Below are 13,309 nucleotides of genomic sequence, written 5' to 3' on the forward strand. Positions count from 1 at the left end.
AAACAAGGAGGCTGTTTTATGAAAGGCTTTGAATATTTACAAGAAGAACTCGATGCAATGAAAAAGGAAGGTACGTTCCGCAAACTGGTGCCTTTAGAATCAGAACAAGGCTCAAAGGTAGTCATTAACGGAAAAGAAGTGATTCAGCTTTCCTCTAACAACTATCTTGGGCTGACTTCACATCCCCGCTTAAGGAAAGCGGCACTTGATGCAGTCGAGCAGTACGGAGCAGGAACAGGCTCGGTCCGAACGATTGCCGGGACGTTTTCGATGCATGATGAGCTGGAAATGAAATTGGCTGAATTCAAGCACACAGAGGCATCATTGGTATTCCAGTCAGGCTTTACAACAAACCAGGGTGTGCTGTCTGCGATTTTGTCACCTGAGGATGTCGTCATTTCTGATGCTCTGAATCATGCTTCGATCATTGATGGGGTCCGCCTAACAAAGGCTGCCCGCAAGGTTTACAAACATGTTGACATGGAGGACCTTGAACGCGCACTTCAGGAATCAAAGGACTTCCGCAAGCGCCTGATCGTAACAGATGGCGTCTTTTCCATGGATGGAAACATTGCGCCGCTTCCGGAAATCGTTGAACTGGCTGAAAAATACGATGCCTTGATCATGGTCGATGACGCTCATGCTTCCGGAGTCCTCGGACAGAACGGGCGCGGCACGGTTAACCACTTTGGCCTTGATGGACGCGTACATATCCAGGTCGGCACATTGAGTAAAGCAATCGGCGTTCTAGGCGGGTATGTAGCAAGCTCAAGAACATTGATTGACTATCTAATTCATAAAGGGCGCCCCTTCCTGTTCAGCACCTCTCATCCGCCAGCGGTCACCATGGCCTGCATTGAGGCCATTAATGTATTGCTTGAAGAACCTGAGCTGATTGAAAAGCTTTGGGATAATACCCGCTTCTTTAAAAAGGGCCTTGAGGAGTTAGGATTCAACACAGGAAAAAGTGAAACTCCTGTAACACCGGTTATTGTGGGCGAAGAAGCCCTGTCCCACCAGTTCTCAGACAAACTGCTCGAATACGGCGTATTTGCACAGGGAATCGCCTTCCCAACGGTGGCAAAAGGTATGGCCCGTGTACGAACCATCGTAACCGCACAGCATTCAAAAGAAGAATTGCAGGCTGCACTTGATGCGTTTGAAAAAGCCGGTAAGGAATTAGGTATTATTTAAGCGTTATATTCACAGCCGTGTCCTTCCAGGATACGGCTGTTTGTTTACAGCGGGATTCTCAAATGCCTGTTTCGCGCGAGAAATTTGTTTTCGCGCAGAATGGGATGAATTTCGCGCAAGACTTTGAAGTTTTCGCGCCAACTATATTGAATTCCGCGCACAAAAGTCATTTTATCGCGCAGTGACCAGCTTTCAGCTGGCTCCGTTTATGCATATATCTCATTTTTCCTCCGATTCCACAAATAATCATCTGTATCATAATCAAGAAGCGGCTGTTTGTTTGAAGTTGGATTATCAAATGGCTGTTTCGCGCGAGAATTTTGTCTTTCACGCAGCACCAGGTGAATTTCGCGCAAAACCTCGAAGTTTTCGCGCCAACTATATCAATTTCCGCGCACACAAGTCATTTTATCGCGCAGCGACCAACTATCAGCTGGCTGGGTTCCCAAGTATGTAAGCTACTCTTAAAATTTTATCCACAGATTCATTTATTCCTAGAATACAAAGCCCCTTACAAGATTGGTTATTTTTACCTTGTTTTTCTAATACACTCGTGCTATATTCTTTTTATTACAAATGTATTATTAAAAAGGGGTGCTGCTCAATGGGTTGGCTGATTATGGCATGTGAAGTAGGATTTTGGGTTCTAGTGATTACTGGTCTTATTTCAAGGTATCTATTCCAAAAGAAGCAGCTGGGTGCGTTCTTCCTGCTGTGCACACCAGTGATTGACCTTCTGCTGCTGGCGGCTGTGGTGATTGATCTGAGAAATGGCAGCTCGGCAACTTTCTTCCACGGAGTCGCCGCTTATTATATCGGCATGACGATCGCGTTTGGGAAAGGGATGGTCGATTGGGCCGACAGACAGTTTGCCTATCGCTTCAGCAATGGGTCAACACCAGCTAAAAGGTCGGTGTACGGAGCAGAACATGCCCGGAGAGAGAGAAGGGGCTGGCTGCGGCATTTATTTGGATGGGTGATCGGAAATGCAATTCTATTAGCCATCATTCTGATTACAGGAGATGCTAGCCGCACTAAGGAGCTTCTGTACGTCATGCAGTTATGGGCGATTATATTGGCAGTCGATTTTGTCTGGAGCTTCAGTTATACACTTTTCCCAAAGAAAAATAACACGATCAGTAAAAGTGAATAGGTTATACCGTCCAAGCTGAATTCAACGTTCAATCTCGAAACCTTAATCTGATTGTTTCTCTACTTTTAAGCTACATGTAAACCTATGCACTCGAGACGGATACAGCTTAATTACGAAAACCTGGCAGATGCCCGGTAAACTTTGCACAGCGACCCTACGGCCTGATGCCTGTTCCTGTGGTGGTGTTTAGGCACAATATTTCCGGGCGGAGTCGCCGCAAAATTTATAAAAGCAGCACGGGTCTGTTAAAATGGAATGGAAATATAGATAGGTGGTTGAACATCTTATGCCTAAATTCGTCGATCATGAAAAACAAAAAATATTACTCGCAGAAGCTGTCTGGAGAATTATACGAAGAGAAGGCATTGAAAAAGCATCAGTCCGGAATATTGCGGAGGAAGCGGGTATTTCTACAGGTTCCATGAGACATTATTTCTCAACACAATCAGAGCTCTTTGCCTTTGCTATGGAGCTGGTGGCAACCCGGGTGAAAGAACGGATGGAGCGGTTTGCCTTCAGCGGAAATCCGGTTGAGGATATGAGAAAGCTGCTGCTGGAGCTGCTGCCGATGGACGAGGAAAGAAGGGCGGAGACGGAAGTCTGGCTGGCTTTTAATATAAAAGCACTTTCGGATCCTAACCTAAAAAAACTCAGCACCCGGGTATATCAAGAAATGAAACAAGGCATGTCCCTTATGGTTGATACTCTTATACAGTATGACCTAGCAGTAAGTGAAATCGACCGGGATAGTGAAATCGAGAATTTGTACGGTCTTATCGATGGCCTTGCACTGCATGCGATCATTAGAACGGATGATCTGCCGCCTGAAACCATGGAAGAGGCTGTCTCGCAGTATATTGGCAGGCTATGTAAATGAGCGGACAGTCTTAAGAGAGCAGTGCCGGCAATTTCAACACATTGGTGAATATACCTGTGAAGTATTGTTTAAGCCTGTAAAAAGCTTTATACTATGTTAGGTGTATAAATGCCATATTTGGCTGGAAATTTAACTGATTATTCAATCGTTATTCCTTTAGGTTTGTGAAAGGGGACATATAAAATGAATGAAAAGCAGCGCCTTGAATCTGCGCAAGTAAGTACGGCTAATTCTCCGGACAAAAAATCCGAGAAGGATTACAGCAAGTACTTTGAATCCGTATACACGGCTCCATCTTTGAAGGATGCCAAAAAACGCGGGAAAGAAGAAGTACAGTATCACAATGATTTTGCCATTCCTGAAGAATTCAGGGATATGGGGAAAGGCCGGAAGTTTTATATCAGAACATACGGCTGCCAGATGAACGAGCATGATACAGAGGTAATGGCAGGTATTTTAATGGCGCTTGGCTACGAGCCGACAAACGGCGTCGAGGATGCCAATGTGATTCTTCTGAATACATGTGCGATCCGTGAAAATGCGGAAAACAAAGTGTTCGGGGAGCTTGGCCACCTGAAAGCTCTTAAACTAGAAAAACCGGACCTGCTTCTTGGTGTGTGTGGCTGTATGTCACAGGAAGAATCTGTTGTAAACCGTATCCTTTCTAAACATTCGTTCGTGGATATGATTTTCGGTACTCATAACATCCACCGCCTTCCAAACATTTTAAACGAAGCTTACCTTTCAAAAGAAATGGTGGTTGAGGTTTGGTCCAAAGAAGGCGACGTGATTGAAAACCTACCAAAGGTACGTAAAGGAAATATCAAAGCCTGGGTCAACATTATGTACGGTTGTGATAAGTTCTGCACATACTGCATTGTTCCTTATACACGCGGAAAAGAAAGAAGCCGCCGTCCTGAAGAGATCATCCAGGAAGTACGCCACCTGGCTGCACAGGGATATAAGGAAATCACACTGCTTGGACAGAATGTGAATGCTTATGGCAAAGACTTGACAGACATTAAATATGGCCTTGGGGATTTAATGGATGAAATCCGTAAAATAGATATCCCGCGGATCCGCTTCACAACGAGCCATCCAAGGGACTTCGATGACCATTTAATAGAGGTCCTTGCAAAAGGCGGAAACCTGGTGGAGCATATTCATCTTCCCGTTCAATCCGGCAGTACGGATGTGCTTAAGATCATGGCACGTAAATATACAAGAGAGCAGTATTTAGAGCTTGTCCGTAAAATCAAAGCCGCCATTCCAGGTGCTACGCTTACCACTGATATCATTGTCGGCTATCCAAACGAAACGGAAGAGCAATTTGAAGAGACGCTTTCTCTTTACCGCGAAGTGGGATTCGATTCTGCGTACACGTTTATTTACTCTCCGCGTGAGGGAACGCCGGCTGCCAAGATGGTCGATAATGTTCCGATGGAAGTGAAGAAGGAAAGACTGCAAAGATTAAATGCAGTTGTAAATGAATTTGCTGCGGGAAGAATGAAAGATCACCAAGATCAAATTGTGGAAGTTCTTGTTGAAGGGGAAAGCAAGAGAAATCCGGAGGTATTGGCTGGCTACACAAGAAAGAATAAATTAGTCAATTTCAAAGGACCTAAATCTGCAATCGGCCAGCTTGTGAAAGTGAAAATCACAAGTACGAATACATGGTCATTAAATGGTGAGATGATAGTAGAAGAAAAGGCAGAGGTGTTAATATAAATGGGGAAATATACAAAAACGGATATTTTAAACAAAGCTGATGAACTTGCTAAAATGATTGCTGAAACGGAAGAAGTGGATTTCTTTAAAAAAGCAGAAGCTCAAATCAATGAGAACCAAAGAGTAAGAGAGCTTATTGCCAGCATGAAGAGCCTTCAAAAGCAGGCGGTTAACTTCCAGCACTACGGAAAAACAGAAGCGTTAAAGATGGTAGAAGCGAAAATTGAAGCAATCGAACAGGAAATCGATGAAATTCCGATCGTTCAGGAGTTTAAGCAGTCACAGGTTGATGTGAACGATCTTCTACAGATGGTAGCTTCATCCGTTTCTAACACAGTGACAGATATAATCATTGAATCTACAGGCGGCGACGTGCTTCGCGGCGAAACCGGTTCAAAGGTAAACAGCGGCTCAGGCGGCTGCCACTAAGAGAATCGTTGAGAAAGAAACAGCAGCTTCCAGCGGGGAGCCGCTGTTTTTTTCAATGGACAGGAAAAAGGTGCAAAAATATGCACCTTTCATACACTACATATATATTAGTAGTTGTTGTCGTGGTTGTTGCGGTTGTTGCGTCTTCTGCGGCGGCAATTGCATCTAGAGGAATAGGATCTTCCTTCGTCATAGTTATTGTTCACTCCGCGATTGTTTCTATTGCTGTTACTGTTTCCGCGATTACCATAATTGCTGCGATTACCGGAGTTTCCTCTGTTACCGTGATGGCCTTTGCCATCATTATTTGAACCAAAGTTATTATTTACACCATTGTTATAGCCGTTATTATTTACACCGTTGTTATAGCCGCCGTTATCATTTCTTCCTTCTTTATAGCCGTGGTTGCCTGAACCATGGTTGTCGCTGTATCTTCTGGTGACTCTACGCCCGCCTTCATATCTGTTATCGGAGTACTCTCCATACCCTCCGTTGTTGCTTCCGCAGTAATGGCCCCAATAATTCCAAAATGTCATCTATAAAATCCCCCTTTCAATATGTTCTCTATAAAATATGACAAGCTAGGAATTTAAGTGTGGACAAGTGTACTAATAGATTTGTGTATTTTATGAAAGTGTGAGTCTATTTTTCAGGAAGGGCAAGAAAAAGGGGAGGAATATATGTGCACACAAAATAGGCTCTGGGCATACCATGTGGGTGAGATAAAGTTGGCAATGATGCTATTTCTTCATATATAAGGCAAGCACATTAGACATTTAACCCGCATAGGATGAATTGAAACTGAAGAGGAGGGTTCGCTCACATGTCCCAATATAGAGAGATTATAACAAAAGCGGTGGTGGCGAGAGGGCGCAAATTTACGAAATCTAATCACCATATTTGCCCGGCTCATCAACCTTCAAGCATTCTGGGTTGCTGGATCATCAACCATAAATACGACGCGAGAAAAGTCGGCGGTAAAGTGGAGATCACAGGAACTTTCGATATTAACGTCTGGTATTCATTCAGCAAGAATACAAAAACAGAGGTAGTGACGGAGAAGGTGCGTTACTCTGATGTCATAAAGCTTAAATATCGTGACCAGGATTACTTTGATGATGATGAAGTTGTGGCACGCGTTGTACAGCAGCCAAATTGTATTGAAGCCTGCATTTCCAATGACGGAACAAAAATTGTCGTAGACGTTGAAAGAGAATTCTTCGTGGAGGTAGTCGGAGAGACAAAGGTAACCGTAGCCGTTCACCCAGAAGGCTTCAACGAAGATGATGATGATTGGGATTGCGATGTAGAAGATGAAGAATTCGAAAGCATTAATACCGACTTTATTGAAGATAAAGAAAGAGATTCGTAAACTAGGAGGGATTCTTCCTAGTTTTTTCTTTTGGCGTGGAGGCTGGATAATTGATACAATCATTTCTCAGGCAAAAAATGATATAATGAAGACAGCATTTTTAGGAATCAAGCGTGGAAAGGTTTTGAATACATATGGCAGGATATACGCCAATGATACAGCAATATTTAAAAATTAAGGCAGAGTATCAGGATGCCTTTTTATTTTTTCGCTTAGGCGACTTTTATGAAATGTTCTTCGAGGATGCCACACGTGCATCACAGGAGCTTGAAATCACATTAACGGCCCGTGAAGGCGGAAGCGACGAGAAAATCCCGATGTGCGGCGTGCCTTACCATGCGGCGCCCAATTATATAGAGCAGCTGATCGCCAAAGGCTTTAAAGTAGCCATCTGCGAACAGACCGAAGATCCAAAGCAGGCAAAAGGAGTCGTCCGGCGTGAAGTCGTCCAGCTGATTACGCCTGGAACGATGATGGAAGGCAAAGGGATGCTTGAAAAAGAGAACATCTTTATCGCATCCATTACACCATACGGGGAAAAAACGTTTGGACTGGCTTACAACGATCTTTCAACCGGGGAATTAAAGGCCACTATCATCTATGGCGATTTTAATGATTTGATTAATGAATTAGCTTCGCTTGGCGCGAAGGAAGTAGTGATACCTTCAGATCTTTCCGCTGAGCTTCAAAAGTCTCTCAAAGAAAGAATGAATGCAGCCCTTTCTTATGAAGATGAATGCTCTGAGAGTATAAATTTTGGAAATCTGCTGAATCCTGTGAAGCATCAGAAGGAGCTGGCAGAAACGGTTTCCAGGCTGCTGCATTATTTATTCCGGACCCAAAAACGCAGCCTGGATCATCTTCAGCCGGTTTCCTCCTATGAGAGCAGCCAGTATATGAAAATAGATTATCATTCTAAAAGAAATCTGGAGCTCACCGAAACCGTCCGGTCAAAAGGGAAAAAAGGTTCGCTGTTATGGCTCTTAGATGAGACGAAAACAGCCATGGGCGGAAGAATCTTGAAGCAGTGGATCGACCGCCCGCTGTTAAGCCGAAGCGCAATTGAGCAACGGCAGGAGCTTGTTTCCCTCTTCATTCAGAACTTCTTTGAACGTGAGGAGCTCCGTGAGCGGTTGAAGGAAGTTTATGATCTGGAACGGCTGGCAGGAAGAGTGGCCTTTGGGAATGTGACGGCCCGGGACCTCTTACAGCTAAAGAAATCACTCCAGCAGGTGCCTGCGATTATTTCAGTGGTGCAGGGAATGGGCGGATAGGCTGAGGAATTGGCAGGTAAAATGGATCCGTGCGGCGATCTAGCAGAACTTCTTGAAAGAGCTATCGGTGAAAACCCGCCTCTTTCTATTAAAGAAGGAAATATGATCCGGGATGGCTATCACGAGGAGCTTGACCAGTACCGAGATGCCAGCAGAAACGGAAAGACCTGGATCGCTCAGCTAGAGAAGCAGGAACGCGAGCGGACAGGCATCAAGTCCTTGAAAATCGGCTACAACCGTATCTTCGGCTACTATTTAGAGATTACCAGACCAAATCTGCACCTGCTGCAGGACGACCGCTATGAGCGCAAGCAGACACTTTCCAATGCGGAGCGGTTTATCACGCCTGAATTAAAAGAAAAAGAAGCCCTGATTTTGCAGGCAGATGAGAAATGTGTACAGTTGGAATATGACTTGTTCCTCGCTCTTAGGGAAACGGTGAAAACGTATATTCCTAGACTGCAGCAGCTTGCAAGAGTTATAAGCGAGCTGGATGCGCTGCAATGCTTTGCAACAATCAGCGAGCAGAGACGATACACGCAGCCTAGATTTTCTGATGATAACGTGCTTCACATCCATAACGGCCGCCATCCGGTTGTTGAAAAAGTCATGCAGGCCCAGGAATATGTGCCAAACAGCTGTACGATGAATGCAGAACGGGAAATCCTGCTCATCACAGGGCCGAACATGTCCGGTAAAAGTACCTTCATGAGACAGATCGCCCTGACATCGATCCTGGCTCAGATTGGCTGCTTCGTACCAGCAGAAGAAGCGGTGCTGCCAATCTTTGATAAGGTATTTACTAGAATCGGGGCAGCGGATGACTTAATTTCCGGCCAAAGTACCTTCATGGTCGAAATGCTGGAAGCTAAAAATGCAATCGACCATGCAACCCAAAACAGTTTAATCTTATTTGATGAGATAGGGCGGGGCACATCCACATACGACGGAATGGCCCTGGCGCAATCCATCATTGAATATATCCATGATGAAATCGGAGCCAAAACCATCTTCTCAACTCATTACCATGAGCTGACTGTACTTGGCGGGAAGCTTAGCCGGGTGAAGAATGTCCATGTTAGTGCTGTTGAACAGAATGGCAAAGTCGTGTTCCTTCATAAGGTGAAAGAGGGTGCAGCCGACAAGAGTTATGGAATTCATGTTGCCCAGCTGGCTGAGCTGCCTGACAAACTCATTAAGCGGGCGAATGAAATACTTGCCGAACTTGAAGAAGGGAAGCCGGAGGTGCGGCAGGAAACTCCTGTTAAGCAAAATGATAGAGTCCAGGAAGAATTAGCAGCCGTGGACGAGCAGCTATCCTTCTTTGGGGAACAAAAATCGGTGAAAAAGAACGAGAATACAAAAGAGCACAAAGTAATAGAAGAATTAAAGTCTTTAAGTGTGCTGGAAATGACGCCGCTTGAAGCGCTGAACGCGTTATATCAGATTCAGAAAAAAGTGAAGGGCTGATTGCGAATCGTTCGGAGGGTCTAGAGGCGTTGCGAGCCGTTCGTAAGGCGGTTCCCAACCCATTTATTGCCCTCCGGATGTTTCGGAAGCAGGTTCCGAAGGTGAATAAACACTTCCGAATACATCGGAAGCTCTTTCCGAGTATGAATCGAAGAGTTTCGAAGTCTTCGAAAGCAGGTTTCGAATAGATGTATAGACGTCTGAAGCTTGCAGAAGTCTGTTCCGAAAGAATGGCTTTGGAGTCTTCCGAACTCTTCAAAACACAGGAAACATTCCCGAATCACACAGTGGAGGTGACCGTAATGGGAAAAATCGTACAGCTTGATCATGCCTTGTCCAATAAAATCGCCGCTGGTGAAGTGGTCGAGCGCCCGGCATCTGTAGTGAAGGAATTAACAGAAAACGCCATTGATGCAGGCAGCACGATGATTGAAATCCATCTTGAGGAAGCGGGCCTTGCAAGCATCCGGATCATCGACAACGGCCACGGCATCGAAGAGGATGATGTGCTGACTGCTTTCCAAAGGCATGCAACCAGTAAAATCAAAAACGAGCAGGATTTATTCCGGATCAGAACACTTGGCTTCAGGGGAGAAGCCCTGCCAAGTATCGCATCCGTCTCCCGTCTGGAGCTTCGGACAAGCACCGGGGAGGGGCCGGGAACAAGGGTGTTTTTTGAAGGCGGAGAGCTGAAGGAACATGAAGGCTATTCCAGCCGTAAAGGAACCGACATCACGGTAGCGGATCTTTTCTTCAACACGCCTGCCCGACTAAAATATATGAAATCGATTCATACAGAGCTCGGGAATATCACCGATTGTGTGAACAGACTTGCACTTTCTAACCCGAATATCTCTTTTAAACTGATAAACAATGAAAAGAAACTGCTCCATACAAACGGCAACGGAGATATTCGCCAGGTGCTGGCAGCGATCTACGGATTAGGAATCGCAAAAAGCATGGTTCCCATTAGCGGCCAGTCACTGGATTTCAAGGTCACTGGCTATGCTGCGCTGCCAGAAGTAACGAGGGCATCCCGGAACTATATTTCTACGATGATCAACGGACGTTTTATCAAAAACTATGCCCTGGCCAAAGCCATCATGGAAGGTTATCATACACTGCTGCCCATCGGCAGGTATCCGATTGCCATACTATCGATTGAAATGGACCCGCTGCTAGTAGATGTGAACGTACATCCGTCCAAAATGGAAGTACGCCTCAGTAAGGAAGCGGAATTATTCCAACTTGTCGATGAAAGCATTAAAGCTGCCTTTAAAACAAGAGAACTGATCCCAAGTAACACTCCTGTTAAAAAGAAGGAAAAAGATGAAAGCGAGCAGACTCAGTTTGTTTTTGAAACGGCCCCTGCTCCCCTGCAGGCATCTGTAACACCGGCTGCAAGCACGGAAGAAAATAGACAGCCGCTCTGGAGAGAGCCTGTTGTCAGGATAGAAGAGCCCATCGAAACTCCGGATACAAAGACAGATTACAAGCCATTCATCAATTCGGTTGTGAACAGCGGCAATGAAAGTCAGGAGGAGTATAGAGTTCCTTCTTATCAAGATGTCTTTAAAGGAGACACAGACGTCTTTCAGGATGATCAAATGACGCCTCAGCAGGAAGAGCCAGCTTCAAGGGTACCCGTCATGTACCCAATCGGCCAGATGCACGGCACATACATCCTGGCCCAGAATGAAAAAGGCTTATACATCATCGACCAGCACGCAGCCCAGGAACGGATCAAATACGAATATTTCCGGGAAAAAGTCGGCAAGGTAGCAAGCGAATTGCAAGAAATGCTTATTCCGATCACGCTCGAGTTTTCGACTGATGAAGTCATACGGATTCAAGAAAATATGGGTGAGCTCGAATCAGTAGGAGTATTCCTTGAAGATTTCGGCTATAACAGCTTCATCGTCCGTTCCCATCCGCAGTGGTTCCCAAAAGGACTTGAGCAGGAAATCATTGAGGAGATGATTCAGCAGGTCTTGAATGTGAGGAAGGTCAACATTAAGAAACTCAGAGAAGAAGCTGCTATTTTAATGAGCTGTAAAGGATCTATTAAGGCAAACCACTACTTGAGGCAGGAAGATATGCAGGCTTTGCTGGATGAACTCAGGAGATCGTCGGATCCGTTTACTTGTCCTCACGGTAGGCCGATTATTATTCATTATTCTACTTATGAGATGGAGAAGATGTTTAAGAGGGTGATGTAACAAGTCTCTATTAACTCTTGAAAATAATGGGAATCAGTAAACTATCTTCACAGGGGGCAAGTCTTAAACGGTTCTTATTTAACTCATATTTAGGTTCTTACGATTTTAAAATCTTAAAACCTTGTACTATTTCGTAACCGAGTTTCAAAGGGTATAGTAATAAACGTAAACAGGGGATAAGGCATTTAAGGTAAGAATTTGTGTTGTTCATAGGGTTTGTGATAGAACTTTTCCAGATTTTCTAACATTAAGACTGGGTAAGAGGGATTAAAAAAAGCTTATATCAAGAATAATGTTTGTTTATTAACTATAGAAATAACCCAGATAGATACGGATATTCATTAATAGCACTTATTGGCAGGGGCTGTTTGGGTGATGGTAACCTTCTCGGTCTTCAAAACCGTTTGTGACCTGCGTGCTAGGTCAGGTGGGTTTAATTCCCACCCAGTCCAGCTAATACAAACCGGAAGCACTATTCCAATAAACTCGAATATGTTATCTTTTTAGCTGGGCTTTTTTCATTTCATTAATAAAAATGGGCCATCCAGACTATCTGGATGGCCCATTTGCATGCTAGGTTTATTTTTCCAAACTAAGCTGACTGCCGCTGGTTCCTTCTTACCCTGTTTTCCTTTTTAGTGGATTTGTCCTTATTTTGGGTTTTGGAAACTCTGAAGAACATCACCAGTCCCGCACTGCCAATCAGCACCCACTCAAGTGCAAATTGATTGCTGCTGACATAGATTCCTGCTGCGGCGATGACCAGCATCAGAATGCTTTTCAGGTAATAATTGGACCTGGAATTGACCAACATCAGTACGGAGAGGATTACGAGCACCGTAGGGACCAGGTTGCTCCTCACTAATAAAGTATGGTTGGTATAAATGCCATAAAAATAATACAGAAACGATGCTAACACTGCGAACAGGGAAAGAAAATACTTAATCCGGGACTGTTTGGCAAACAAAATCCAAACTGCTGCAAAGTTGATACCAGCAGATATTCCCAACTTAATCACCAACTGATTGAATGTAAAGGTGCCGACAGGGTCCTCCATCAGACCCATAACGTATCTAACGTTGATGAGTACCGCTAAGACGGCTGCGATTTTTATTGCAAGATTGACGTTCACTCTGGGCTGTTTTACATTTACTTTCTTAAAGGAAGGTCTAAATTTAAAAATGCGCTTGGAGCTTGTCCTGCTTGGCGGAGTTGACCCCACCTTGGCTTCTGAACCACCGGGTTTGTTTCTTCTCTCCATCCTTGACCGGGTAACCTTGCCTTCACTCGTTTCCCTTATATCACGTCCCCATGGATCCGTTTCCCTTTTTGCCTGCGGTTCCTCAGTCCGTGTTTGTTCTCTATATTGATCACCATCGACTTTTTCGGGATACTCGGATTCTGAATAAAAGTCCAATGCTATCACCTCTAACGTTTTTTGTTGAATACTACCATGAGATTATACAACTTCATGTGTAGAGTGGCTACCCACATAAGTCCTTATTCAACTCCAAAATGTCTGTGCGGGGTATATTGAGTGACTATATAAATCCCTTCGCTGTATACCAACCAAGAGTTAAATATGTTCACGCT

9 protein-coding genes, 1 tRNA gene and 1 pseudogene are annotated in these 13,309 nt (G+C 44.5%); 9 read left to right on the forward strand and 2 right to left on the reverse strand.

Annotated features, from left to right (window positions below):
- The first annotated feature begins 18 nt into the window (after positions 1–18).
- The 5 genes from CUU66_RS01860 (at position 19) to CUU66_RS01880 (ending at position 5,381) form a co-directional block, all read left to right on the forward strand.
- Entirely contained in the window at positions 19–1,194 is a 1,176-nt protein-coding gene (locus tag CUU66_RS01860; protein ID WP_101639986.1) for a glycine C-acetyltransferase, read from the forward strand.
- A gap of 604 nt (positions 1,195–1,798) precedes the next feature.
- On the forward strand, positions 1,799–2,347 hold the full coding sequence (locus CUU66_RS01865; RefSeq protein WP_101639987.1) for a 2TM domain-containing protein: 549 nt from the start codon (positions 1,799–1,801) through the stop codon (positions 2,345–2,347).
- Positions 2,348–2,633: 286 nt separating this feature from the next.
- On the forward strand, positions 2,634–3,224 hold the full coding sequence (locus CUU66_RS01870) for a TetR/AcrR family transcriptional regulator (RefSeq protein WP_101639988.1): 591 nt from the start codon (positions 2,634–2,636) through the stop codon (positions 3,222–3,224).
- Positions 3,225–3,407: 183 nt separating this feature from the next.
- Positions 3,408–4,952 carry a tRNA (N6-isopentenyl adenosine(37)-C2)-methylthiotransferase MiaB gene (miaB, locus tag CUU66_RS01875; RefSeq protein ID WP_101639989.1) on the forward strand — a complete coding sequence of 515 codons (1,545 nt, stop codon included), beginning with the start codon at positions 3,408–3,410 and terminating at the stop codon, positions 4,950–4,952.
- A complete protein-coding gene (locus tag CUU66_RS01880) occupies positions 4,953–5,381 on the forward strand; it encodes a RicAFT regulatory complex protein RicA family protein (protein WP_101639990.1) in 429 nt (142 codons plus the stop codon).
- Positions 5,382–5,488: 107 nt separating this feature from the next.
- On the opposite strand, the gene CUU66_RS23720 is transcribed toward CUU66_RS01880, so the two are convergent.
- The gene (locus CUU66_RS23720) at positions 5,489–5,917 is read right to left on the reverse strand and encodes a hypothetical protein (protein WP_142383688.1); all 429 of its coding nucleotides are present in this window, start codon (positions 5,915–5,917) and stop codon (positions 5,489–5,491) included.
- Between the two features lie 287 nt (positions 5,918–6,204).
- Between CUU66_RS23720 and cotE the strand changes: the two genes are divergently transcribed.
- The 4 genes and pseudogenes from cotE to CUU66_RS23900 all read left to right on the forward strand — a co-directional run bounded on the left by cotE (position 6,205) and on the right by CUU66_RS23900 (position 12,169).
- Complete coding sequence (gene cotE, locus CUU66_RS01890; RefSeq protein WP_101639992.1) at positions 6,205–6,753, forward strand: outer spore coat protein CotE; 549 nt, start codon at positions 6,205–6,207, stop codon at positions 6,751–6,753.
- A gap of 134 nt (positions 6,754–6,887) precedes the next feature.
- A pseudogene (mutS, locus tag CUU66_RS01895) lies at positions 6,888–9,497 on the forward strand (DNA mismatch repair protein MutS).
- A 302-nt stretch (positions 9,498–9,799) separates the two neighbouring features.
- Positions 9,800–11,716, forward strand: coding sequence for a DNA mismatch repair endonuclease MutL (gene mutL, locus CUU66_RS01900; protein ID WP_101640012.1), 1,917 nt, complete (start codon positions 9,800–9,802; stop codon positions 11,714–11,716).
- A 360-nt stretch (positions 11,717–12,076) separates the two neighbouring features.
- Positions 12,077–12,169: transfer RNA gene (locus CUU66_RS23900), tRNA-Sec, on the forward strand.
- 139 nt (positions 12,170–12,308) lie between these two features.
- Here the strand turns inward: CUU66_RS23900 and CUU66_RS01905 are convergent.
- Positions 12,309–13,133 carry a hypothetical protein gene (locus CUU66_RS01905; protein WP_101639993.1) on the reverse strand — a complete coding sequence of 275 codons (825 nt, stop codon included), beginning with the start codon at positions 13,131–13,133 and terminating at the stop codon, positions 12,309–12,311.
- Positions 13,134–13,309 lie beyond the last annotated feature (176 nt).

This window comes from Peribacillus deserti (assembly GCF_002863585.1).
Lineage (GTDB): Bacteria > Bacillota > Bacilli > Bacillales > DSM-1321 > Paraperibacillus > Paraperibacillus deserti_A.

Excerpts from the sequence above, each read along its gene's own strand:
- CUU66_RS01860 (WP_101639986.1), top strand. The coding sequence starts at position 19 with ATGAAAGGCTTTGAATATTTACAAGAAGAACTCGATGCAATGAAAAAG.
- CUU66_RS01865 (WP_101639987.1), top strand. The coding sequence starts at position 1,799 with ATGGGTTGGCTGATTATGGCATGTGAAGTAGGATTTTGGGTTCTAGTG.
- CUU66_RS01870 (WP_101639988.1), top strand. The coding sequence starts at position 2,634 with ATGCCTAAATTCGTCGATCATGAAAAACAAAAAATATTACTCGCAGAA.
- miaB (WP_101639989.1), top strand. The coding sequence starts at position 3,408 with ATGAATGAAAAGCAGCGCCTTGAATCTGCGCAAGTAAGTACGGCTAAT.
- CUU66_RS01880 (WP_101639990.1), top strand. The coding sequence starts at position 4,953 with ATGGGGAAATATACAAAAACGGATATTTTAAACAAAGCTGATGAACTT.
- CUU66_RS23720 (WP_142383688.1), bottom strand. The coding sequence starts at position 5,917 with ATGACATTTTGGAATTATTGGGGCCATTACTGCGGAAGCAACAACGGA.
- cotE (WP_101639992.1), top strand. The coding sequence starts at position 6,205 with ATGTCCCAATATAGAGAGATTATAACAAAAGCGGTGGTGGCGAGAGGG.
- mutL (WP_101640012.1), top strand. The coding sequence starts at position 9,800 with ATGGGAAAAATCGTACAGCTTGATCATGCCTTGTCCAATAAAATCGCC.